We start from the raw sequence: 23,296 nt of genomic DNA on the forward strand, positions 1-23,296 counted from the left end.
CTCTCTGTCTCCTGGCGTCACTTCTCGCCGCGGAACTTGCGTCCCAGCAGCACCGACGAGCCGGTCGGGCGGGCGCAGTGCGCGCAGGGGCGGGCGGGAGCGGCGGCCGCGTCGCACACGGCACCGTTCTCACCGGTGGGCCGGCCGATCACGTCGAGGGCCTGGTCCGCGAGCGCCGCGCGGACGCAGTCGTCCGCCGCGCACAGCGGGACCCGGGCCGCGCCCGGCAGCGCCGCCGCCGCCTGCGACGACGGGAACCCGTCGAGGTCGGCGATCCGGGCCCGGTGCTCCGCGGCCCGGTCCCACACCAGGCGCTCCCCGAGCTCGCGCAGCCGTACGCCGACCAGCGCGGCCAACCCGTCGGGCCGGACGGACTCGCCCAGCCCGGCGTCACGGCCCAGCAGCAGCTCCCCGCCCCGCTCGGGCCCCTCCACCGTGAGCAGGAGCGGCGCCCCGTGGCTGCGCGCCCGCCCGACCCTGGCCCGGTAGCCCCGGTGGTCGTCGAAGACCCGCGCCCGGATCCCGGCCCCCTCCAGCAGGGCGGCCAGCTCGGCGGCCCGCCCGGCGCCCTCGGTGACGGCGGGTACGACGGCCACCTGCACGGGAGCGATCGAGGGGTGGTACACCGGCCGGTCCGGCTCGGAGTGCGCGTGCACCAGCAGCGCCAGCACGAGGCGGGCGGAGAAACCGAAGTTGAGCATCGACAGCGCGACCCCGTCGGCGTCGCGCACGCCGAAGGTCTCGCTGAAGCGGGTGCCGAGCTCGTAGACGGAGGTGAGCGTGGTCGAGGTGCCGTCGGGCAGCAGCGTGACCAGCTCGTGGCGGCGATCGGCGTAGGCACCGGCCGCGCCGGGCTCCTTGAGGCGTTCGACGGCGACCGTGGGCAGTCCGAACGAGGCCGCGACCGCGCCCGGCCCGTGCAGCATGAACGCCACCTCGGCGTCCCCGTCGCCGGTGAAGGCGGCCTGCGCCTCGAAGAACGGCCACACGAACCGCTCCATCCACAGCGGACGCATCCCGTGGCCCTCGTGGCGGCCGACCGTGCGCACCGAGGTGACCCGGAAGGGGGCCCGGCGGCCCTCGCGCAGCCAGGCGGCCATCACGGTGGAGATCTGTGCCTCGATGGTGGAGGCGAGGGCGACGGGCTCGTCCCGCCCGTCGGGGTCGCGCAGCAGGTAGACGCGGTCCAGGAAGCTCTTGATCGAGCCGGCCTGGAGTTCCAGGGAGGCCAACGGCACCGCCGAGGGCAGCCCCAGTTCCCCGTACCCGCCGGAGGCGAAGTGGGCGCGGAAGGCGTCGAGGACGTTCGAGCAGAGCGCGTACCCGTGCGGGAGCCAGCCGCTGGCCCCGGAGACCGGGTACTTGGCGTTGATGATGTGGGACCGCTGGAGTGCGGCGGCGTCCCCGGCCCAGGCGGTGCTCACCGGGCGTCCTCCGTCCCGCGCAGCAGCGCGAACTGGGCGATGTGGAAGAAGGAGACGGCCAGCGGCCGGAGCCGGTTGTCCGCGTCCATGTAGCAGGCGCCGTAGCGCTTGGCGGCCTCGGCGGGCAGCTCCTGGAGCGAGGCGGTGACCCGCCCCTCGTGCCGCCAGACCGACGCCCCGTCACCCTGGAGCGCCCAGGGTTCGGCGGCCGGCTCGGCGGGGACGTCCAGCTCCCGCAGCAGGTCGGTGATCAGCGGGACGAGGTCCACGGGGCGTTCCTCGGGCTGCGCCAGCAGTCCGTCCGCGCACACGAGGTCCTCCGCGTCGGGGCCCGCGCCCGCCACGGGGGCGACGGCGGGGCCGCCCGTCCAGTAGCCCACCGGCAGTTCCCGCCAGCTGAAGCGCTGCTTGGCGATGAGCGGCAGCCCGCGCAGGCACAGACCCGCCGTCGGGTACCAGCCCTTGGGGCGTTCGGAGTCGTGGGTGGTCAGCGCGGTACGGCGCAGGTCGGGCCGCAGCAGGGCCTCCACGGGCGACACCAACACCGGGGGCACCAGCACCGGCAGGTGGGTCCGCCGTACGGCCACGGCCTCCAGCCGGCGTTCGACGAGCCGCTGCGATTCCCGCAACCGCTCCAGCGCCGCGCCTTCGAGGATGTAGTGGCCCGCGGGGGCGTACTCACGCCGGACCAGCGCGGTCTCGGCCGTCGCCGTGGGGGCGCCGGTGTGCAAGGGCATGGTGTGTCCAGTGGGTCGGATGTGGCGAGGGGTGGAAGCCGCAGAAGCCGCAGAGCCGGAGAGCCGGAGAGCCCGGGCAGGCAGGCCGAACGGGCGGCGCGGGCGGGGACGGAGCCGGTGACGGCTCGCCGGGCCCCGGGGGACGGGACCCGGCGATGAGCGTCACGGGGTCACGGTGACCCCGTTCAGGCGCGGCGCCAGCTGGAGCTCGCGGATGTCCTTCTGCTGGAGCACCCACATCAGCCAGCGCTCGATGCCGAGACCGAAACCGGAGGTGTGCTGCGGGGTCGCGTCCTTCATGCGGACGTACCAGTCGTAGTCCTCCTCCGGCACCTGGTGGTGGGCCAGCGCCTTGCGGGCCTGCTCGCCGTCCACGTGGCGCTCGCCGCAGCCGACCGTCTCGCCGATGCCGAACAGCAGGTCGCCGTTGAGGGCGGTACGGCCCTCGGCGTCCCCGTAGGCCTGGTAGAAGGGCACCGACAGGTGGTCGTAGTGCGTGACCCACAGGATGGGGCTGATCTCCGCCATCAGGCGGCGCTCGCCGTGGCGGGTCAGGGTGCGCCAGCCGCCGTGGTCCTCGACCGCGTCCGCGTCGTCGCCCAGGTGCGCCACGGCCTCCTCGAAGGTGATGCGCGGGAAGGAGCCCAGCGCGGCCATCTGCTCCAGGTGCTCCGTCGTGCCCGCGATGGCGCGGACGTCGTCGGCGTAGCGGTCCAGGACGGCCTTGGCGAGGGCGCGCATGTAGTCGTCAACGGCCGCGATGCACGTGTCGAGCCCGCCCGGGAGCTCGGCCTCGCTGTGGAAGAACTGGTTCAGGTGGGTCTCGTCGCAGTCCTCGCCGCGGAAGCTCGGCATCAGGTACCAGCTGCCCGTCGGGCTCAGCCGGCAGCCGTACTCCAGCATGAACTGCATCGAGTCGGCGAGGAAGGTGCGCTGGCCGAAGAGGTCGATCTCGACGGGCAGCGAGTCACTGCCCAGGCCCATCGGGCTGGAGATGCTGTTGGTCGTGATCGGCAGGTGGACCGACTTGACCCCGCGCTCGCTCCAGAAGACGGCCGTCTGCACCGTCACGAGGTCCTGGAGGTCCACCAGCGTGCGGTACAGCGGCTGGTCGACGATCTCCAGGAAGCGGTCGGCGGACGGACGCCAGCCGCCGTGCGTGTACGTGGGCGTAGCCAATGTTTTCCCCTTTGGAAGTGGCGCGGTGCGCGCCCGAGGCAGAAGCAGGCCGGCGCCGGCGGGAGTCGAGATCTCACCGCGGCAATTCCCCCGGGCCTGCTGGGATTCGGTGGTTCCATCCTGTCCGGTACGGCCCGCGGAATCAGCACTTTCCGCCGGCACGAGGATGCCTGGCATTCTCCTGCCCGGCCCTTCCGAACGCGGGCACGCGAAAAGGCCGTTGCCCCCGGAGGAATCCGGTGACAACGGCCTTTCCACCGCATGTGGAAGCGGCTAGACGGAATGCATCCATCCGAAACGGTCGGGGCCGTGCCCGTACTGGATCGCGGCCAATTCGTCCCGCAGCCGGGTGGTGACGGAACCCGGCAGACCGTCGCCGATCACCTGCCGCCCCCCGGCGGCGGTGACCGCGCCGATCGGCACCACCGAGGCGGCGGTACCGCAGGCGAAGGCCTCCTCGAACGGTCCGTCCGGCGCGGTGAGTTCGGCCAGCTCCACCCTGCGCTGCACGGTACGGATGCCGAGGGAGGCGGCCAGCTCGATGAGGCTGCCCCGGGTGTTGCCCGCCAGGATCGTGCCGGACAGCTCCGGCGTGACCAGCAGCGGCGCCCCCGCCCCGTCGCGCGTGACGGCGAAGAAGTTCATCGCGCCGAGTTCCTCGACCCAGCGGTGCTCCTGCGCGTCCAGCCACAGCACCTCGTGGCAACCGTTCGCCAACGCCTGCGCCTTGGCCGACAGGCTCGCCGCGTAGTTGCCGGCGCACTTGGCGGCGCCCGTACCGCCCGGGGCGGCCCGGATCTGGTCCGGCGGACACCACACGTCGATGGCCTGGTAGCCGTCGGCGAAGAAGTGGTCCACGGGCGAGGCGATCACCGCGAACAGATACTCCGACGCGGGCCGCACCCCCAGGCTCGGCTCCACCGCGATCATGAAGGGCCGCAGGTAAAGGCTCTGCCCCGGACCGGTCGGCACCTCCGCCGCGTCCGCCCGCACCAGCCGCTCACAGGCCTCGGTGAACAGCTCCACCGGCAGCTCCGGCATCGCCAGGCGCACCGCGCTGCGGTTGAAACGCTCGGCGTTGACCCCCGGCCGGAACAACGCCGGAGCGCCGCCCGGGCGCGGGTACGCCTTGAGCCCCTCGAAGATCGCCTGCCCGTAGTGCAGCGCCATCGCGGCCGGCGACAGCTCCAGCGCGCGGTGCTCCACCAGCTCCGACGGAGTCCAACCCGACCCCTGCGACCAGCGGGAGAGGACCATGTGCGCGGTGAAACGCGCCCCGAAGCCCAGCTTCGCCACCGTCGCCGGCGCCCCCGCGGGCGCCCCCGCCGCAGAACCGGCCGGCGCCTCCGCGACGGCCGTCACTCCCCGCCGCCCATCTCGTACAGCGGCAGCAGCGCGGCCTCCAGCTCCGCGGCCCGCTCCCGGAACTGCTCCTCGCTGTCCGCGCCGATCACCAGCAGCAGGCACCACACGGAGGGGTGCAGCTCGCCGATCCCGAAGCCGACCCCCCGGGACCGGACGATGTCCAGCACGTACGGGAAGGCCTTGACCTCCTCGTCGGTGGGGTCGCGCAGGATCGTCCCCGCCTCGGCCGGGGCCAGGTTGATCCAGCCCACGTACGGGTACGGCGGCTCCTGGAGCTTCAGCGGCTCGCGCCCGGCGCCCATGATGGCCTCGACCCACAGCCGGCGCAGGTCCGCGCCCAGCGGCCCGAAGCTCTCGGGGATGGCCCCGCCGGCGAACCGGGTGGCGATCTCGGAGAACCACAGCCGGCCGTCGGCGCGGCGGAAGAGCTCCAGGTGCGTGATGTCGTCGGTGATGTCGAACGCCGTGTTGATCCGCTCGTGCAGCTCCTCGACCTCCGCGTACAGCGCGGCCTCGCGCTCGCGCGGCAGCAGGATCGAGCCGTTGTCCCGACCCGGCGTCTCCACCAGCATCCGCGGCCTCAGGTAGCGGCTGACGCCCAGGATCTGCGCCTTGCCGTCCTCCCAGACCGCGTCGACGTGGTACTCGTCGCCGTCGATCGGCTCCTCCGCGAGCAGGAACTGCGCGACGGTCTCGCGACCCGCCCGGCGCAGGAGCGCGGCCAGCTCCTCGGCCCCCTCCACCTTGCCGGTGTCGACCGAGCCGAGGCCCGCCGCCGGCTTCACGATGACCGGGAAGCCCAGCTCCTCCTCCACCCGGCGCACCGAGCCCTCGACGTCCGCCGTGGACAGGGACACGTAGCGGGCGCAGGCGATCCCGGACAGCGCGGCGCGCTCCTTCATGGCCCGCTTGTCGCGCATCAGGACGGACTTCTCGATCGCCGGCTGCGGCAGACCGAGCAGGGTGGCCAGGTAGGCGGCGCTGAACTGGCTGAACTCGGAGAGGCTCAGCACCCGGTCGATCTTGACCCCGGTGGAGCGGATCTCCACGGCGAGCTGCGCCATCTCGTCGAGCGCGTCGAAGCTGCGGATCACGTAGTGACGGTCCACGCGGGCGATCAGCTCCGGGTCGATCGCCCGGTTGGCCGCCTCCCATTCGTCGAAGACCAGGGTCACGGACGCCCCCCGGTCGAGCAGCTCTTCGAGGGTCACCCGGTCCCACCGGCACACCAAGACGTTCATTTCACTCCAACCCGGCCGTTCTGTCTGTTATTTGCTCTCCAGGGAGACGCGTCAGTCCCAGTTGAGGCTTTCCGAGACGTTGGCGACCGGCGCCGGAGCGGCCGCGGTTTCCCCTGCGGCGTTCGCGGCGGTGGTGCCCAGCGCCACGACGGCGACGGCGGCGGAAAGGGCGGCGGCAACGCGGATCAGAAACTTCATTTCGACTCCCCCGTGGAACTGGTTTCTCTGGCTGCGGGGATCCGGTGCTAATTCGGCCCCGCCGCACTCGAAATACTGCGCGGTAGGCCCGCGCCGCTCCAAGGGAAATGCCTGGCAGGTTGCTGTCTGGCCGCGAGGTGCCTTGGTCACCCCCCTCCGACCCCCGCGCCCCCACCCCGGCCGACGGACCACGGACGACGCACACCGGCCACCGGCCACCGGACGCCCGGCGACCCGACCCACCCCGTACGCGTCCACCCGCGCCGACTGCTACCTCGGAGTCGCACCCGCGCGGGCATTCCTGGGCGACGTCTGCATCAGTCTGAAGTCCATGCCTGGATCAGGTCCTCGGGCAGAAGATGGTCGATGCCTTCGGCAGTACAGCCGCTGCGGGCGACCGCGAGGAGCGGGGTGTCCTCGTCTGCGCCCGGGAGTTGGGCGCGATGGTTGATCAACCGCGCCAGGTCACGGTGGTCGAAGGGCTTGTTCTCAAGCCACTTGATCGACCCCACGACAGTGATCTTCTTGGCGATGGGTGCCCGGTCGGCGCCGATGATGTCGATCTCCGGGTCGTTGGTACGGGTCCAGTAGCCGCCGACGGTGTCGGTGCCCTCGGGGAGCCGGTCATCGGCCAGACGCCACAGGCTCTCGCGGACGACCGGTTCGACGGCCCTGCCGCGCCAGGAGGTCCAGCCCGCGCGGATCGTGTCCAGGACGCGGTCACCGCGACCCCGCTCGACAGCCGGGATGCCAGGACCGATGAAGGAGAGCCAGAAGCGCAGGTACGGATCGTCGATCCGGTAGCGGGTCTCGCGGCTGGGCCTCGTCGACAGGGGCAGATCGGCGGCGACCATGCGGCGACCGGTGAGGAGATCCAGCGAACGCGACACCGATCCGGGGTTGAGGCCACCCGCAGCCCGGCCGATCAGCGTGAAGGTGCGTTCGCCGTGGCCGATGGCACCGAGTACGGTCCGCGCCTGCGCCTCCGTGGGGAACTCTGCCGCCAGCGTGCGTTCTCCGCTCACCAACAGCGCCGAAGTGGGTCGGCGCAGAGCGAGGCCCAGATATTCCCAAAGGCTCGCTCCCTGGGGCCATTCCTCCAGGATCAGCGGGAGCCCGCCGCTGACGAGATAGGCATCGAAGGCGTCCGCCGGCGGCATGTCCAGCATGCGCGCAACGTCCGCCGGGGTCAGCGGGGGGACGACCATCTCCGTGCCTCGCTGGTAGAAGGGTCGGCCGTAGGTGTTCAGCTGCTCCATCATGGCGATGTCGGAGCCGATCAGCACAAGGAGTACCGGCAACTTGGACAAGGTCCGGTCGAAGGCCTTCTGCAGAGCCCCCTCGAAACTCGGGTCCTCGCGCACCAAGTAGGGCATCTCGTCCATGACCACGATGCTGGGCGCATCCGTCGGCAGGGCAGAGGCAAGCAGGGCCAGGGCGGCGTCCCAGGTCTGCGGGGCCGCGAAGTCTGCGAAGCGGTCGGCGTCGGGGAGGCTGGAAGCAGCGACTTCCGCCGTGAATCCCGCCAGGTCCTCTTCCCTCGAACCGCCAACCGCAGTGAAGAAGAGGTGTGCGATGCCGGCACGTTCCACGAACTCTTCGACCAGACGGGACTTGCCCACTCGCCGGCGCCCCCGGATCAGCACCGCTCGCCCGGGCCGACCGGTTCGCCCACCAGTCCGCACGGGCGACAGCAGGTCCTCCAAGAGACCGAGTTCGTTACGACGACCGATGAACCCGTTCATGGCAACCACCTCCGCTGGATCACATCAGAGACTTGCATCAAAGATAGTTTCATCAATGCAAGCGTGATGCCAGCCGCCTGGCGGGCAGCCCCACTGGAAGCCGGGAGCAGGGAGCAGGGAGCAGCAACCGGCAGCCAAACGACTACGTGCGCACACGTGCGCACCAAAAAACCCCTCCAAACCAACGTTTCCGCAGGTCAGAGGGGTTTTATCGTGTGGAGCCTAGGAGATTCGAACTCCTGACATCTGCCTTGCAAAGGCAGCGCTCTACCAACTGAGCTAAGGCCCCGAGCAACCGGACAGGACCCCTCCCCACAGGGGAGTGACCGTTCCGCAGGACAGAGTACCCGGTGTACCCCCTCATCCCGCAAAATGATAGGGACTCCCCCTCCGCGACCACGCTCCGTAAGATGCTCGCGAGGTTCGCACCAGCGAAGGGGAGTAGCAAGAGTGGACGCAGTACAGCAGGAGGCCACGGCCAGAGCCCGTGAGCTTCAGCGCAGTTGGTACGGGGAGCCGCTGGGCGCGCTGTTCCGACGACTCATAGACGACCTCGGGCTGAACCAGGCCCGCCTCGCCGCCGTCCTCGGACTCTCGGCACCGATGCTGTCCCAGCTGATGAGCGGACAGCGGGCCAAGATCGGCAACCCGGCCGTGGTGCAGCGGGTCCAGGCGCTCCAGGACCTGGCCGGTCAGGTCGCGGCCGGCAGCGTCAGCGCCGCCGAGGCCGCCGACCGGATGGACGAGATCAAGAACACCCAGGGGGGCTCCGTCCTCAGCAACAACGGCCAGGGCGGAACCGGTTCCGGCGCGCCCACCGTCAAGCGGGTCGTCCGGGAGATCCAGTCGCTGCTGCGCTCGGTCGCCGCGGCCGGCGACATCATCGACGCGGCGGACACCCTCGCCGCCGGCCATCCGGAACTGGCCGAGTTCCTCCGGGTGTACGGCGCGGGTCGTACCGCCGAAGCGGTGGCCCACTACGAGGCCCACCAGAACTGACACGGGGGACGGGCACGGCGGGGGCCGAGGTCCTCGCCGGCCGGCGAGGGCGCCGTGCGACGGGCCCGGAACCACCGCCGTCTCCGTACGCGCTCCGGCTCCCGCCGGGAACCGGACGGCCGCACCCGCGGCTGTCCGACTTCGGCGTCCCGGGCAACCGCGCCGCTCCGCACCGGACTTCGGCGTCGGCCCGTACGCCGTCGGACCCGTCGCCCGTACCCGCCGCGGGGGCGGACCCGCCGCCCCGGAAGACGCCCCCGCGCCCCCGCGGAACGCCGTGGCGCACCCGCTCCGGTCCCGGGACGCCCGGATCCGGTCCAAGGCCGCCACAGGGGCGCGGGGGGCCCTTACCGGGGCGAACGCCGCCCACCGGACCGGTGCGACATCCTCGCGACCCGGTACGGCGACCCCCGCGCACGCCGCCGCACGACGCCGCACGACGCCTTCGGCACCCGAATTCGCGGACGCAACCCAACTCTTCGCATAACGGAACTGGTTGTCACGGGGCAGCACGAAGCCCCGGCCGCAGCGGCGACCGGGGCTCCATGAGATCAATCGTGGGTCTCACACACCGGAACCAGAGGGCACGGAGTCGGTTGCCTCCGTCCACAGGTCCTGCTCGGCGCGATCCGCCTGGATCTGGCGGTACACGAGGAGCCCGCCGATGGCGGCCAGTGCGACCAGGAGCAGCTTCTTCACCGCGCGACCTCGTCTTTCGTTGACGTTGGGGACTTCTGGCGGCCAACAATACACACCGACCGATACCGATCGGTTACCTGGGAACCCCCCGAGCGGCCCAACGCGAAGACCCCCAGGCCCGTGGGCCTGGGGGTCTTCGACACTGTGGGGCTAACAGGATTTGAACCTGTGGCCTCATCCTTATCAGGGATGCGCTCTAACCAACTGAGCTATAGCCCCATCCGCGCTGCGCGCTGACTCCTGAAGATTAGCGCACAGACGCGGTCGAGCCAAAATCGCTTCCCGCGGGGCGTCCCCGCAGGTCACTCGTCCTCGGCGAGCGTGAGCTCCACACCGCCCACGAATCCCGCCGACAGGTTGTAGATGAACGAGCCCAGCGTCGCGAGCGCGGTCATCAGGACGACGTCGATGACCGCGATCACCGACGTGAAGATCAGGACGCGCGGCAGCGACAGGAACGACTGGAGGTCGAACCCGTTGCTCTCGTTCGAACCGGTCGCCTCGCTGATCGTGCCGCCGACCGTCGAGAAGATGCCCATGGCGTCCATGACCATCCACAGCACCGCGGCGGCGACGATCGTGCACAGACCCAGCGCGATCGACAGCAGGAAGCTGACCTTCATCACCGACCACGGGTCGGCCTTGGCCACCCGCAGCCGCGCCTTGCGCGTCCTGGGGGCCGTACGGACGCCCGTACGGGCCGTCCGCTGCGCACCCGGTCCCTTGGGGGCCGTGTAGGCCTGCGGGGGCTGGTAGGGCTGTGCGGCCCGCTCCTGACCACCACCGGCGGCGGCGGTCGTCGTGGTGCCCGCGGCAGCGGCGGCGGGCGCCGCGGCCTCCGGCTGCTTCGGCTTGGACTTCGACTTGTCCGTCGCCGGCGCCTGCGCCTGGGACTTGGGCTTCGGTTCTCGGGTGTCCGTCACGGTTCCCCCCTGGGAGTCCGCGGCGGGGCCACGGGCACCGTTCGCTCCAGTCTTGGCCGGTCCGGCGCCCGTGGCTCCACTCACGCTTACTCCTCGTGCTCCCCTGCCGAGGACTCCGTGCCCTCGGCTGCCTCGGCGGCCTGTCCTTCGGCTGCCCCGGCCTCGATCCCTGACTCGATCTCGTCGGCCTCGTCAGCTTCCTGACCGGCCTCGGCGTTACGAGCGATGCCGACCACGGCATCGCGCTTGCCCAGGTTGATCAGCTGGACGCCCATGGTGTCACGGCCGGTCTCCCTGACTTCGTTGACGCGCGTACGGATCACACCACCGCTGAGCGTGATGGCGAGAATCTCGTCCGTCTCGTCGACCACCAGCGCGCCGACGAGCGACCCGCGGTCCTCCACGATCTTGGCGGCCTTGATGCCCAGACCACCACGTCCCTGGACGCGGTACTCGTCCACGGCCGTCCGCTTGGCGTAACCACCGTCCGTCGCGGTGAAGACGAAAGTACCCGGCCTCACCACGCTCATGGAAAGCAGCTCGTCCCCTTCGCGGAAACTCATGCCCTTCACGCCCGAGGTGGCGCGTCCCATCGGACGCAGCGCGTCGTCGGTCGCCGTGAAGCGGATCGACTGCGCCTTCTTGCTGATGAGCAGCAGGTCGTCCTCGGCGGACACCAACTCGGCGCCGATCAGCTCGTCGTCGCCGCCCGCCTCGGTCTCCCGGAGGTTGATGGCGATCACGCCGCCCGCTCGGGGCGAGTCGTAGTCCTTGAGCGCCGTCTTCTTCACCAGGCCGCCCTTGGTGGCCAGGATCAGGTAGGGCGCCGCCTCGTAGTCGCGGATGGCGAGGATCTGCGCGATCTTCTCGTCCGGCTGGAAGGCCAGCAGGTTCGCGACGTGCTGCCCGCGGGCGTCGCGACCGGCGTCCGGCAGCTCGTAGGCCTTGGAACGGTAGACGCGGCCCTTGTTCGTGAAGAACAGCAGCCAGTGGTGGGTCGTGGACACGAAGAAGTGGTCGACGAGGTCGTCCTGCTTCAGCTTCGTGCCGCGTACGCCCTTGCCGCCGCGCTTCTGCGAACGGTAGTCCTCGGTCTTGGTCCGCTTGACGTAGCCGCCGTGCGTGATCGTGACGACGATGTCCTCTTCGGCGATCAGGTCCTCCATGGACATGTCGCCGTCGAAGGGCACCAGCTTGGAACGCCGGTCGTCGCCGTACTTCTCGACGATCGCCGCCAGTTCCTCGCTGACGATCGAGCGCTGCTTCTCCGGCGAGGCCAGGATCGCGTTGTACTCGTTGATCTTCGCCTGGAGCTCGTCGTGCTCGGCGACGATCTTCTGCCGCTCCAGGGCCGCCAGGCGCCGCAGCTGCATCTCCAGGATCGCGTTGGCCTGGATCTCGTCGATCTCCAGGAGGCCCATGAGGCCCTCGCGCGCGATCTCGACGGTGTTGCTGCGCCGGATGAGGGCGATGACCTCGTCGATGGCGTCCAGGGCCTTCAGCAGGCCGCGCAGGATGTGCGCCCGCTCCTCGGCCTTGCGCAGACGGAACCTGGTCCGCCGGACGATGACCTCGATCTGGTGCTGCACCCAGTGGCGGATGAACGCGTCGATCGACAGGGTGCGCGGCACCCCGTCCACCAGCGCCAGCATGTTCGCGCCGAAGTTCGTCTGGAGGTCGGTGTGCTTGTAGAGGTTGTTCAGCACGACCTTGGCGACGGCGTCGCGCTTGAGCACGATCACCAGGCGCTGACCGGTGCGCGAGGAGGTCTCGTCACGGACGTCGGCGATGCCGCCGATCTTCCCGTCCTTCACCAGGTCGGCGATCTTCTGCGCCAGGTTGTCCGGGTTGGTCTGGTACGGGAGTTCCGTGACCACCAGGCACTGGCGGTTCTGGATCTCCTCGACCTCGACCACGGCGCGCATCGTGATGGAGCCGCGACCGGTGCGGTACGCCTCCTCGATGCCCTTGCGGCCCACGACCAGGGCACCGGTCGGGAAGTCCGGGCCCTTGATGCGTTCCAGGAGCGCGTCCAGCAGCTCCTCGTGCGAGGCCTCCGGGTGCTCCAGTGCCCACTGGGCGCCGGCCGCGACCTCGCGCAGGTTGTGCGGCGGGATGTTGGTCGCCATGCCGACCGCGATGCCGGCGCTGCCGTTGATCAGCAGGTTCGGGAAGCGGGCCGGCAGGACCGTGGGCTCCTGGTTGCGGCCGTCGTAGTTGTCCGTGAAGTCGACGGTCTCCTCGTCGATGTCCCGGAGCATCTCCATGGCCAGCGGCATGAGCTTGCACTCGGTGTAGCGCATCGCGGCCGCCGGGTCGTTGCCCGGGGAGCCGAAGTTGCCGTTGGAGTCCACCAGCGGCATGCGCATCGACCACGGCTGGGCCAGACGGACCAGCGCGTCGTAGATGGAGCTGTCGCCGTGCGGGTGGTACGTGCCCATGACGTCACCGACGACGCGGGCGCACTTGTAGAAGCCCTTCTCGGGCCGGTAGCCGCCGTCGTACATCGCGTACAGCACACGACGGTGGACGGGCTTGAGGCCGTCCCGTACGTCGGGCAGCGCGCGCGAGACGATGACGGACATCGCGTAGTCGAGGTAGGAGCGCTGCATCTCCGTCTCGAGCCCGACGGGCTCGATGCGCAGCACGGGCTGCTCCTCCGCGGGATTCTCTGCGGTGGGGGTGGTTTCGTCGGCCATTGCCGGTCAGAAGTCCTTTCGGGCGGTCAGCGTCGGGCCGACTCAGATGTCGAGGAAGCGGACGTCCTTGGCGTTGCGCTGGATGAAGGAGCGTCGGGCCTCGACGTCCTCACCCATCAGCACCGAGAACAGGTCGTCGGCCTGCGCCGCGTCGTCGAGGGTGACCTGGCCGAGCACGCGGTGGTCGACGTCCATGGTGGTGACGCGCAGTTCCTCGGCGTTCATCTCGCCCAGACCCTTGAAGCGCTGGATCGAGTCTTCCTTGATGCGCTTGCCGTTCTGCTTGCCGAGCTCCACCAGGGCGTCGCGCTCGCGGTCCGAGTACGCGTACTCGAAGTCGTCGCGACCCCACTTGATCTTGTAGAGCGGGGGACGGGACAGGTACACGTGGCCGGCCTCGACCAGCGGACGCATGAAGCGGAACAGGAAGGTCAGCAGCAGGGTGTTGATGTGCTGGCCGTCGACGTCGGCGTCCGCCATCAGGATGATCTTGTGATAGCGGAGCTTCTCGATGTCGAAGTCCTCGTGCACGCCCGTGCCGAAGGCGCTGATGAGCGCCTGGACCTCGGTGTTCTGGAGGATCTTGTCGATGCGCGCCTTCTCGACGTTCAGGATCTTGCCGCGGATGGGCAGGATGGCCTGGTACATCGGGTTGCGGCCGGACTTGGCCGAACCGCCGGCGGAGTCGCCCTCGACGATGAAGATCTCGCACTTGGTCGGGTCGTTCGACTGGCAGTCGGACAGCTTGCCGGGGAGCGAGGCGCTCTCCAGCAGACCCTTGCGGCGGGTGAGGTCGCGGGCCTTGCGGGCCGCGACGCGCGCGGTGGCGGCCTGGATCGACTTGCGGACGATGTCCGCGGCCTCGACCGGGTTGCGGTCGAACCAGTCGTTGAGGTGCTCGTGGACGACCTTCTGCACGAAGGTCTTGGCCTCCGTGTTGCCCAGCTTGGTCTTCGTCTGGCCCTCGAACTGGGGCTCGCCCAGCTTGACCGAGATGATCGCCGTCAGACCCTCGCGGATGTCCTCGCCGGCGAGGTTGTCGTCCTTCTCCCGCAGCAGCTTCTTGTCGCGCGCGTAGCGGTTGACCAGGCCCGTCAGCGCGGCGCGGAAGCCCTCTTCGTGGGTGCCGCCCTCGTGCGTGTGGATCGTGTTCGCGAAGGAGTACACGCCCTCGGTGTACTGCGAGTTCCACTGCATCGCGATCTCGACCGAGAGCATGCGCTCCTTGTCCTCGGCCTCGACGTCGATGACGGTCGGGTGGATCAGCTCGCCCTTGCGCGAGTTGAGGTACTTCACGAAGTCGACGATGCCGCCCTCGTAGTAGTACTTCACGGTGCGCGCCTGGGGCTCGGCCGTGTCCGCGTCCGGGTCGTCGGCGCCGGCCGTCGCCTTCGCCGACTCGCGCTCGTCGGTCAGCGTCAGGGTCAGGCCCTTGTTGAGGAAGGCCATCTCCTGGAAGCGCCGCGAGAGCGTCTCGAAGGAGTACTCGGTGGTCTCGAAGATGTCGCCGTCGGCCCAGAACGTCACCGACGTGCCGTGCTCGTCGGTCTCCTCGTTCTTGGCCAGCGGGGCCGTCGGGACGCCCAGCTTGTAGTCCTGGGTCCAGCGGTGGCCGTCCGTCTTGACCTCGACCGCGACCTTGGTCGACAGGGCGTTCACGACGGAGACGCCGACGCCGTGCAGACCACCGGAGACGGCGTAGCCGCCGCCGCCGAACTTGCCGCCCGCGTGCAGGACCGTCAGGACGACCTCGACGGCCGGCTTGCCCTCGGACGGGACGATGCCGACCGGGATGCCGCGGCCGTTGTCGACCACGCGCACCCCGCCGTCGGCGAGGATCGTCACGTCGATGGTGTCCGCGTGTCCGGCCAGCGCCTCGTCGACCGAGTTGTCGACGACCTCGTAGACGAGGTGGTGCAGACCACGCTCGCCCGTAGAGCCGATGTACATACCCGGCCGCTTGCGGACCGCGTCCAGGCCCTCGAGGACCTGGATCGCACTGGCGTCGTAATTCTTCTCGTTGGAGTCGCCGGAATCGGCCACGAAGCGCCCTTTCTGGCACAGCGCAGCCCGTACTCCGGACCAGCGAGTGCGCCGGCGGGAGCGGCCGCGTCGATCTGCGTTGTCTGCGTTGTCTGCGTTGTCGAGTGTCCCCCCGCTAATCGGGCGGGATTGTCTCCAGTCTACCGGTACCACTGACATGAATGGGGGTTTGCCGGCCCCTGAGTCCGCATGTGCCGTCCTGAACCTCCTCTCTCCGACTCCCCATATCCGGGGAGGGGCTCAAAGTGGCTCACGCGGGCGTCCAGCGCTTCGGGCTGTCAACCCGTCGCTACCGTGAGGGACGCCACCCGCGAACACCGCGGTCCGGAATGCGGCGACCCTGGCGCCGACCGGCCGCGAAGGGTCCGGGCACCCCGCGCCGACCCGCTCCGACACTGAGTCCCACGCTCATTCGGAGGGGCTGGTTCCACCCGGAGCGCGGACAAGCGGAACCCGCCCGTCGCAAGCCCGTACGAACGGGTGGGACGGAGGGGACCAACGAGACCCGGCACCCGCCCGGCCCGGAACGCCGACCGCGGCCGGCGCACGGCCGAAGACCACCGGCCGCCCCGATCCCGGGCGGGGGGCGACGCGGTCGGGGCCGCGGTCGGGGCCGGGCGACGGGCGGATCGGCCTACGGTCCGGGCACGCACCGCCCCCGAGGGGCGACGCGACGTGAAGGGTGTGCCGTCCCGGGGCCGACGTACGGGCCCCGACGCACCGGGTCGGCCGTACGGGGTCGGCCGTACGGGGTCAGCCGTACGTGTCCCCCGGGCCCGTGCTGCCCGGAGCGCGCCACGGCCCGTACCGCTTCGGGCGACCGCCCGGACCCTGCACCTTGATCAGCCGGACCGTGCCCTGCCCCAGGTCCGCGTTCAGCCGGGCCACCAGCTGCGGCGCCAACAGCTTCAGCTGCGCCGCCCACGCCGAGGAGTCGCACCGCACCAGGAGCTCCCGCTCCTCGTACTTCTCCGGCACGCAGTGCGCGGCGATCTCCGGGCCGACGATCTCCGCCCACCGCTCCATCACCCCGGCCACCGCGATCGGCATCTCCCAGCCCCGCTCGGTGCGCAGCCGGTCCAGCGCCGCCATCAACGGCATCGGGTCGCGCCCGTCCGCGCGGGCACCCGAGCGCAGCCCCTGCTGCTGCCGCTTGCGCCCGCCCACGGCGTTGCCCCGCGCCCGCGCCTGCTCCCGCGCGGCGGCCAGCGCCTGCCGCGCCAGGTCCACCCCGGAGGGCTCCGGGGCCCTGCGTCCGTCCCGTCCCGCCTCGCCGTCGTTCACAGTCGGGTCACCTCACCGCCGGACACCCCGAACCGCGTCCCCGCCAGCACGCCCGGAACGTCATCGTCCACAGCCGCCGTCACCAACACCTGCTCGCCCCCCGCCACCAGTTCCGCGAGCCGCTCCCGGCGGCGCGCGTCCAGCTCGGCGAAGACGTCGTCGAGGATCAGCACCGGCTCGGCGCCCTCCGAGCGCAGCAGCTCGTACGAGGCCAGCCGCAGCGCCAGCGCGTACGACCAGGACTCGCCGTGGCTCGCGTACCCCTTGGCGGGCAGCTCGCCCAGGCGCAGCAGCACGTCGTCCCGGTGCGGGCCCACGAGCGTCACCCCGCGTTCGATCTCCTGCTTGCGCACCTCGGCGAGCGCCGCCAGCAGCACCGAGTGGAGCTCCTCGCGGGAGCGCGCCGCGCCACTGTCCACGGGCTCGCCGGCGGAGGAGCGGTACGCCAGGCCGAGCGGCCCGCCACCGGGCGCGAGCTGCTCGTAGGCCTTGTCCGCGAGCGGGAGCAGGGTGGCGAGCAGGTCGAGCCGCTGCGCGAGGAGCTCGGCGCCGGCCCGCGCGAGGTGCTGGTCCCACACGTCGAGGGTGGACAGGTCCATGGACCGCCCGCCGTGCCGGCGGGCCATCGCCGCGGACTTCAGCAGGGTGTTGCGCTGTTTGAGGACCCGCTCGTAGTCGGAGCGGACGGCCGCCATCCGCGGGGAGCGGGCCGTCACCAGCTCGTCCAGGAACCGCCGGCGTTCGCCCGGATCGCCCTTGACGAGGGCCAGGTCCTCGGGCGCGAACAGCACGGTCCGTACGATCCCCAGCACGTCCCGCGGCCTGACCTGCGAGGACCGGTTGATCCGGGCCCGGTTCGCCCGCCCCGGGTTCAGCTCCAGTTCCACGAGCTGCTGACGCTCGCCCTGGGTGACGGCCGCGCGGATGACCGCCCGGTCCGCGCCCATCCGCACGAGCGGGGCGTCCGAGGAGACCCGGTGGCTGCCGAGGCTCGCCAGGTAGCCGATGGCCTCGACGAGGTTCGTCTTGCCCTGGCCGTTGGGGCCCACGAAGGCCGTGACGCCCGGGGTGAGGGGGACCTCGGCCCGGGCGTACGAGCGGAAGTCGGCCAAAGAGAGATGCGAAACGTGCATGCGGCGCCGACCTCCCCCGGCTTCCTGCTGCTCTGCTCCTGTGCGGCGGCACTTCCGTGCCGCCGCGGTGCTGCTCGTCCTACGGCGCCCCGAGCGCCCTTCGGCGCCCTGCGCGCCCCGCGCGGCGGCGGGCCGCACCCGCCGCCGCCGGGCGGGCTACTTCTTCTCGACCGCGTGGCCGCCGAACTGGTTGCGCAGCGCGGCGATCATCTTCATCTGCGGGGAGTCGTCCTGACGGGACGCGAAGCGGGCGAAGAGCGAAGCCGTGATCGCCGGCAGCGGCACGGCGTTGTCGATCGCGGCCTCGACCGTCCAGCGGCCCTCGCCGGAGTCCTGCGCGTAGCCGCGCAGCTGCTCCAGGTGCTCGTCCTCGTCCAGCGCGTTCACGGCGAGGTCGAGCAGCCAGGAACGGATGACCGTCCCTTCCTGCCAGGACCGGAAGACCTCGCGGACGTCGGTGACCGAGTCCACCTTCTCCAGCAGCTCCCAGCCCTCGGCGTAGGCCTGCATCATGGCGTACTCGATGCCGTTGTGGACCATCTTCGCGAAGTGGCCCGCACCGACCTTGCCGGCGTGCACAGCGCCGAACTCGCCCTCGGGCTTGAGGGCGTCGAAGATCGGCTGGACGGCCGCGACGTGCTCCTTGTCGCCGCCGTACATGAGGGCGTAGCCGTTCTCCAGGCCCCAGACGCCGCCGGAGACACCGCAGTCGACGAAGCCGACGCCCTTGGCCTTCAGCTCCTCGGCGTGCTTCTCGTCGTCGGTCCAGCGGGAGTTGCCGCCGTCGACGACGATGTCGCCGGGGGACAGCAGCTCCGCCAACTCGTCGACGGTGGACTGCGTCGCCGCGCCTGCCGGGACCATCACCCACACCACGCGGGGGGCCTGCAGGCTGTCCACAAGTTCCCGCAGGCTGTGGACATCGGCGAGGTCCGGGTTGCGGTCGTATCCGATGACGGTGTGGCCTGCGCGGCGGATGCGCTCGCGCATGTTGCCGCCCATCTTGCCGAGACCGACGAGACCAAGCTCCATCAGGTGGTTCCTTAAGCGTTGTGGCCGTCTTTGCCGGGGCGGCCCGGTTCTCGTGGTCCCCGGGGTCGCCCACCGGATCCGAGCCTACGCCGGGCCGTGGCGCGGGGCCCCACGGGCGCCGTCGCGTCGCGGCGGGAGCCTGCGGAGGGGCCGGCGCGAACGGGCCGGGCGAACGGGTCGGGGCAAACGGGTCGGGGCAAACGGGTCGGGCCCGGTCTCACCGTCGGCGAGACCGGGCCCGTACGCCGGCGTACCGGGAGAGCGCGAGACCTGTGGACGGCGTCAGCCGGACAGGCGCACCGGCATGATCAGGTACTTGTAGGCCTCGTCGGCCTCCGCGTCGACGGCCGGGCGACCGCTGAGCAGCGCCGGCTTCGTGGACGTGGTGAAGGACAGCTGCGCGGCCGGGGAGTCGATCGCGCTCAGGCCGTCCAGCAGGAAGGTGGGGTTGAAGGCGATCGAGATGTCGTCGCCCTCCAGCTTGGCGTCCACACGTTCCACAGCCTGTGCGTCGTCGGAGGAACCGGCCTCCAGGATCAGCACGCCCTGCTCGAAGCTCAGCCGCACCGGGGTGTTGCGCTCGGCGACGAGGGCCACGCGCTTGACGGCCTCGACGAACGGGGCGGTCTCGATCACGGCGATGGAGTTGAACTCCGTCGGGAACAGCGTGCGGTACTTCGGCAGGTCGCCTTCGAGCAGGCGGGTGGTGGTGCGCCGGCCGGCGCCCTCGAAGCCGATCAGGCCCTCGCCCTGGCCGGAGCCGGAGAGCGCCAGGGTCACGGTGTCACCGCTGGTCAGGGACTTGGCGGTGTCCAGGAGGGTCTTGGCGGGCACCAGGGCCACGGCCGAGGCCTCGGGGTTCTCCGGCTTCCACAGGAACTCGCGGACCGCGAAGCGGTAGCGGTCGGTGGAGGCGAGGGTGACGCGGTCGCCCTCGATCTCGATGCGGACACCGGTCAGCACGGGCAGCGTGTCGTCGCGGCCGGCGGCGATGGCGACCTGGGCGGCGGCGGAGGCGAAGACCTCGCCGGGCACGGTGCCGGTCGCGGTCGGCATCTGCGGGAGCGCCGGGTACTCCTCCACGGGCAGGGTGTGGAGCGTGAACCGCGAGGATCCACAGACCACGGTCGCCCGTACACCGTCTGTGGAAATCTCCACCGGGCGGTTGGGGAGGGCGCGGCAGATGTCGGCGAGGAGCCGGCCGGAGACGAGGACGGTGCCGTCCTCCTCGACGTCCGCCTCGACGGAGACGCGGGCCGAGACCTCGTAGTCGAAGCCGGAGAGGGACAGCGTGCCCTCCTCGGCCTTCAGCAGCAGGCCCGCGAGCACGGGCACCGGCGGCCGGGCCGGGAGGCTGCGTGCGGCCCAGGCCACCGCCTCCGCGAGTACGTCGCGCTCCACCCGGATCTTCACCGGAACCGCCTCCTGCTGTTGCTCGCTCGTCTGCCGGCCTTCGTCGTCGGCTCGTCGATGCCTCGACCGATGCCGGGGACCAGTCTGACGTACGGCGCCGACAGTCGTCGCGGCCGGCGGTCAAGTCGGGAGCGAGGTGTCGGGACGGCCGCTCGACGAGTTGTGCACAGGACCCGCTTGAAAACCGAAACCGGCCTAACTCTCCATGGGGGTAGTAGTAGGGCCTGTGGAAACGGTGGATAAGCCCGTTCTCGCAGGTCAGCCCTCGTTTTTTATCCCCACACCCTGTGTACGGCACCGGTGGACAACAGGGGGTGTCTGTGGAGAACAGAAAGTTCTGCACAGTCCGTCCCCAGGTGACCCGGAGTACTCCACAGCTGCGTCCCCAGCTTTTCCCCAGTGGTCCACAGAGCAAACGTCGACATCCGTGTGACGCCTTTCACTCGGGGCGGTGACAGGAGGGGCCAGGTTGCCGAACAGTGGACAACGGTGTGGAGAACCCCTCGGTTCCTGTGCACAGGATGCGGGAACCTGTGGGTCGGCGGTGGACAGAGAAGTGGATGAGCCTGTGGACGAAATTTCTGTCCACAGGCTGTGGACAGCGCTTGTTCACAAATCCCCAGGCTCGTGACCAGGCCTGATGGTGGCTCAACCTGCACTCCTGTGGACAGATTGTGGGTGAGGAGAACTGTCCTCAGGCTGTGGACGGAAGAAAGTCGAGCAATCTGTGGATGACCGTCCCTCCAGGGGGCGTATTCGAACAGAGCAGGGGCGCGCGGACGAAGAAGGGCGCCCCCGGTTCGATCCGGAAGCGCCCTGGCGGTGGGTTTGCGGTGGGGGTGCGAGGCCCCCGGCACGGCCGCCCGGGGCCGCCCTCAGCCGTTCTTGATGCGGTTCGTGAGCTCCGTTACCTGGTTGTAGATGGAGCGTCGTTCCGCCATCAGCGCGCGGATCTTGCGGTCCGCGTGCATGACGGTCGTGTGGTCGCGCCCGCCGAACTGGGCCCCGATCTTCGGCAGGGACAGGTCCGTGAGCTCACGGCACAGGTACATGGCGATCTGGCGGGCGGTCACCAGCACCCGGCTGCGCGAGGAGCCGCACAGGTCGTCCACGGTCAGCCCGAAGTAGTCCGCGGTGGCCGCCATGATGTCGGAGGCCGTGATCTCGGGCGCGGTGTCCTCCCCGCCCGGGATGAGGTTCTTGAGGACGTCCTCGGTCAGACCGAGGTCCACCGGCTGCCGGTTGAGGCTCGCGAAGGCCGTGACCCGGATCAGCGCGCCCTCCAGCTCGCGGATGTTGCGCGAGATGCGGGAAGCGATGAACTCCAGTACCTCCGGCGGGGCGTTGAGCTGCTCCTGGACGGCCTTCTTGCGCAGGATCGCGATGCGCGTCTCCAGCTCGGGCGGCTGGACGTCGGTGATCAGGCCCCACTCGAAGCGGTTGCGCAGCCGGTCCTCCAGGGTGACGAGCTGCTTGGGCGGCCGGTCGGAGGACAGCACGATCTGCTTGTTGGCGTTGTGGAGCGTGTTGAAGGTGTGGAAGAACTCCTCCTGCGTCGACTCCTTGCTCGCCAGGAACTGGATGTCGTCGACCAGCAGGATGTCCATCTCGCGGTACCGCTTGCGGAAGGCGTCGCCCTTGCCGTCGCGGATGGAGTTGATGAACTCGTTGGTGAACTCCTCGGAGCTCACGTACCGCACGCGGGTGCCCGGGTAGAGGCTCCGCGCGTAGTGCCCGATCGCGTGCAGCAGGTGCGTCTTGCCGAGTCCCGACTCCCCGTAGACGAAGAGGGGGTTGTACGCCTTCGCCGGCGCCTCGGCGACGGCCACCGCGGCGGCGTGCGCGAAGCGGTTGGAGGCACCGATGACGAAGGTGTCGAAGAGGTACTTCGGGTTCAGTCGGGCCGTCGGCTCCAACGGGCCCGACGTCGAACCGCCGGACGGGGCCGGCGGCGGCGCCGGCCGGCCGGGCGCCGGGCGCGCGGCCGGCTGCTCGTACGACTGCTGCTCGTAGGGCCGGTCCTCGTACGGCTGCGGTTCGTACTTCTGCTGCTCGTACGGGGACTGCTCGTACTTCCCCGGCTCGTACGGCGGCTGCTCGTAGGAACCCTGGTCGTAGCCGCCCGGGTCGGGCTGCTGGAGGTAGCCGGGCTGCGGGGAGGCGTACGGGTCTCGATCCGGGAAGCCGCCGAGGCGCGGCTGCTGCCAGCCGTAGTCGTCCTGCCCGCCGCGGGGCCAGGCGCCGGGCTCGGGGCGCGGCTGCTGGTAGTCCGGGTAGGCGGGCCGGGCGGTGGGGAGCTGGTCGTCGCCGGGGCCGGTGTGGCCGCCGGGCCGCTGGCCGCCGTAGGGCTCGTAGCCCTCGCGGCCCGGGGAGGGCGGCGAGGCGGGCGCGGGCTCGCCGGCGGAGTCGTCGACGGTGATGGCGATCCGGATGGGCCGGCCGCACTCCCGGCTGAGGGCGTCGCTGATGAGCGGCGCCAGGCGGCCTTCGAGGACCCGCTTGCCCCATTCATTGGGGACGGCGAGCAGAGCGGTGTCGGCGACCAGGGCCAGGGGCTGGCATCGTTCGACCCACTGCTTGTCCTTGGACTCGATACCTTGCTGACCCTCGCCGAGCAGCTTCTCGAGCACGCGTGGCCACACTGCGGCAAGATCGGCGGGTACGTCAGCCACAGGGCACGCTCTCTCACAGGTCCCGTCCCACGAATGTGTGGTTCTTTGGGACGGTCGGGACAAAAAACAGGGATCAGGCAACGGTAGTCAGGCCGGTGGGTAGGGTTCAAGTCGTTGTCCACAGCCTGTGCACAGTGTGGGGCCAGGCGGGCTCGGTTTGACCGGATGGCGTAGCCGCGCGTACCGTAACGAGGTCGAGTTGTCGATGGCTGCTGCCGCCTGCCTACCGATGGGCGAAGATCACTGATTGTGATCATTTAGCGGTGTCCACTCGGGCGAACACGCGAGTTCCTCGTGGGCGCACGGTGACAGCCAGGCGATGTACCGCCACAACGATTCATTCTCTGGAGCCCCCGAGTGAGCAAGCGCACCTTCCAGCCGAACAACCGCCGTCGTGCCAAGACCCACGGCTTCCGCCTGCGGATGCGTACCCGTGCCGGTCGCGCCATCCTGGCGAACCGCCGCAGCAAGGGCCGCGCCGCCCTCTCCGCGTAACAACGCGCAGGTCGT

Annotated in this window: 17 protein-coding genes, 2 tRNA genes and 2 pseudogenes; 2 read left to right on the forward strand and 19 right to left on the reverse strand. The window is 70.5% G+C overall.

What is annotated here, in order from left to right; translation table 11 throughout:
* Positions 1-17 precede the first annotated feature (17 nt).
* The 8 genes from ACZ6ZI_RS09850 to ACZ6ZI_RS09885 form a co-directional block, all read right to left on the reverse strand.
* Complete coding sequence (locus tag ACZ6ZI_RS09850; protein ID WP_469518328.1) at positions 18-1,424, reverse strand: class-II aminoacyl-tRNA synthetase family protein; 1,407 nt, start codon at positions 1,422-1,424, stop codon at positions 18-20.
* Complete coding sequence (locus ACZ6ZI_RS09855; RefSeq protein ID WP_363053557.1) at positions 1,421-2,161, reverse strand: hypothetical protein; 741 nt, start codon at positions 2,159-2,161, stop codon at positions 1,421-1,423. Before ACZ6ZI_RS09855 ends, ACZ6ZI_RS09850 begins: the two co-directional genes overlap by 4 nt.
* 162 nt (positions 2,162-2,323) lie before the next feature.
* Positions 2,324-3,340 carry an amino acid--tRNA ligase-related protein gene (locus ACZ6ZI_RS09860; RefSeq protein ID WP_469518331.1) on the reverse strand — a complete coding sequence of 339 codons (1,017 nt, stop codon included), beginning with the start codon at positions 3,338-3,340 and terminating at the stop codon, positions 2,324-2,326.
* Positions 3,341-3,613: 273 nt separating this feature from the next.
* Positions 3,614-4,702 carry a branched-chain amino acid aminotransferase gene (locus ACZ6ZI_RS09865; protein ID WP_469518333.1) on the reverse strand — a complete coding sequence of 363 codons (1,089 nt, stop codon included), beginning with the start codon at positions 4,700-4,702 and terminating at the stop codon, positions 3,614-3,616.
* The gene (locus tag ACZ6ZI_RS09870; RefSeq protein WP_469518334.1) at positions 4,699-5,946 is read right to left on the reverse strand and encodes an ATP-grasp domain-containing protein; all 1,248 of its coding nucleotides are present in this window, start codon (positions 5,944-5,946) and stop codon (positions 4,699-4,701) included. Before ACZ6ZI_RS09870 ends, ACZ6ZI_RS09865 begins: the two co-directional genes overlap by 4 nt.
* 51 nt (positions 5,947-5,997) lie before the next feature.
* Positions 5,998-6,144, reverse strand: a complete 147-nt coding sequence (locus ACZ6ZI_RS09875; RefSeq protein WP_469518337.1) for a hypothetical protein — start codon at positions 6,142-6,144, stop codon at positions 5,998-6,000.
* A 317-nt stretch (positions 6,145-6,461) separates the two neighbouring features.
* On the reverse strand, positions 6,462-7,889 hold the full coding sequence (locus ACZ6ZI_RS09880; RefSeq protein ID WP_469518338.1) for an ATP-binding protein: 1,428 nt from the start codon (positions 7,887-7,889) through the stop codon (positions 6,462-6,464).
* Positions 7,890-8,105: 216 nt separating this feature from the next.
* Positions 8,106-8,178 (reverse strand) — tRNA-Ala (locus tag ACZ6ZI_RS09885).
* Between the two features lie 161 nt (positions 8,179-8,339).
* Between ACZ6ZI_RS09885 and ACZ6ZI_RS09890 the strand changes: the two genes are divergently transcribed.
* Positions 8,340-8,888 carry a helix-turn-helix domain-containing protein gene (locus ACZ6ZI_RS09890; RefSeq protein ID WP_363053552.1) on the forward strand — a complete coding sequence of 183 codons (549 nt, stop codon included), beginning with the start codon at positions 8,340-8,342 and terminating at the stop codon, positions 8,886-8,888.
* A 564-nt stretch (positions 8,889-9,452) separates the two neighbouring features.
* Here the strand turns inward: ACZ6ZI_RS09890 and ACZ6ZI_RS09895 are convergent.
* From ACZ6ZI_RS09895 to dnaA (ACZ6ZI_RS09945), 11 genes and pseudogenes are all read right to left on the reverse strand, one after another.
* The gene (locus ACZ6ZI_RS09895) at positions 9,453-9,587 is read right to left on the reverse strand and encodes a DLW-39 family protein (protein ID WP_208809277.1); all 135 of its coding nucleotides are present in this window, start codon (positions 9,585-9,587) and stop codon (positions 9,453-9,455) included.
* Between the two features lie 145 nt (positions 9,588-9,732).
* A tRNA-Ile gene (locus ACZ6ZI_RS09900) sits at positions 9,733-9,806 on the reverse strand.
* Between the two features lie 83 nt (positions 9,807-9,889).
* Complete coding sequence (locus tag ACZ6ZI_RS09905; RefSeq protein WP_469518339.1) at positions 9,890-10,594, reverse strand: DUF3566 domain-containing protein; 705 nt, start codon at positions 10,592-10,594, stop codon at positions 9,890-9,892.
* A 2-nt stretch (positions 10,595-10,596) separates the two neighbouring features.
* Positions 10,597-13,209 (reverse strand): DNA gyrase subunit A, encoded by a 2,613-nt coding sequence (gyrA, locus tag ACZ6ZI_RS09910; RefSeq protein WP_469518340.1) that lies wholly within the window; start codon positions 13,207-13,209, stop codon positions 10,597-10,599.
* 42 nt (positions 13,210-13,251) lie between these two features.
* On the reverse strand, positions 13,252-15,273 hold the full coding sequence (gene gyrB, locus ACZ6ZI_RS09915) for a DNA topoisomerase (ATP-hydrolyzing) subunit B (RefSeq protein WP_363053735.1): 2,022 nt from the start codon (positions 15,271-15,273) through the stop codon (positions 13,252-13,254).
* A gap of 732 nt (positions 15,274-16,005) precedes the next feature.
* The gene (locus ACZ6ZI_RS09920; RefSeq protein ID WP_363053549.1) at positions 16,006-16,536 is read right to left on the reverse strand and encodes a DciA family protein; all 531 of its coding nucleotides are present in this window, start codon (positions 16,534-16,536) and stop codon (positions 16,006-16,008) included.
* The gene (gene recF, locus ACZ6ZI_RS09925) at positions 16,533-17,669 is read right to left on the reverse strand and encodes a DNA replication/repair protein RecF (protein WP_469518341.1); all 1,137 of its coding nucleotides are present in this window, start codon (positions 17,667-17,669) and stop codon (positions 16,533-16,535) included. The genes ACZ6ZI_RS09920 and recF overlap by 4 nt, the downstream gene beginning before the upstream one ends.
* 156 nt (positions 17,670-17,825) lie before the next feature.
* Positions 17,826-18,701, reverse strand: a complete 876-nt coding sequence (gene gnd / locus ACZ6ZI_RS09930; protein ID WP_363053547.1) for a phosphogluconate dehydrogenase (NAD(+)-dependent, decarboxylating) — start codon at positions 18,699-18,701, stop codon at positions 17,826-17,828.
* Between the two features lie 282 nt (positions 18,702-18,983).
* The gene (gene dnaN, locus ACZ6ZI_RS09935; RefSeq protein ID WP_363053546.1) at positions 18,984-20,114 is read right to left on the reverse strand and encodes a DNA polymerase III subunit beta; all 1,131 of its coding nucleotides are present in this window, start codon (positions 20,112-20,114) and stop codon (positions 18,984-18,986) included.
* Positions 20,115-20,989: 875 nt separating this feature from the next.
* Positions 20,990-22,156: pseudogene (gene dnaA / locus ACZ6ZI_RS09940) on the reverse strand (chromosomal replication initiator protein DnaA); the annotation flags it as partial.
* 339 nt (positions 22,157-22,495) lie between these two features.
* Positions 22,496-22,786, reverse strand: a pseudogene (dnaA, locus tag ACZ6ZI_RS09945) (chromosomal replication initiator protein DnaA); the annotation flags it as partial.
* Positions 22,787-23,143: 357 nt separating this feature from the next.
* On the opposite strand from dnaA (ACZ6ZI_RS09945), the gene rpmH reads away from it, so the two are divergent.
* Positions 23,144-23,281: a 50S ribosomal protein L34 gene (gene rpmH, locus ACZ6ZI_RS09950; RefSeq protein WP_018547628.1), complete on the forward strand. Its 138-nt coding sequence runs from the start codon at positions 23,144-23,146 to the stop codon at positions 23,279-23,281.
* The last annotated feature ends 15 nt before the right edge of the window (positions 23,282-23,296 follow it).

This window comes from Streptomyces sp. NPDC103540 (assembly GCF_055584445.1).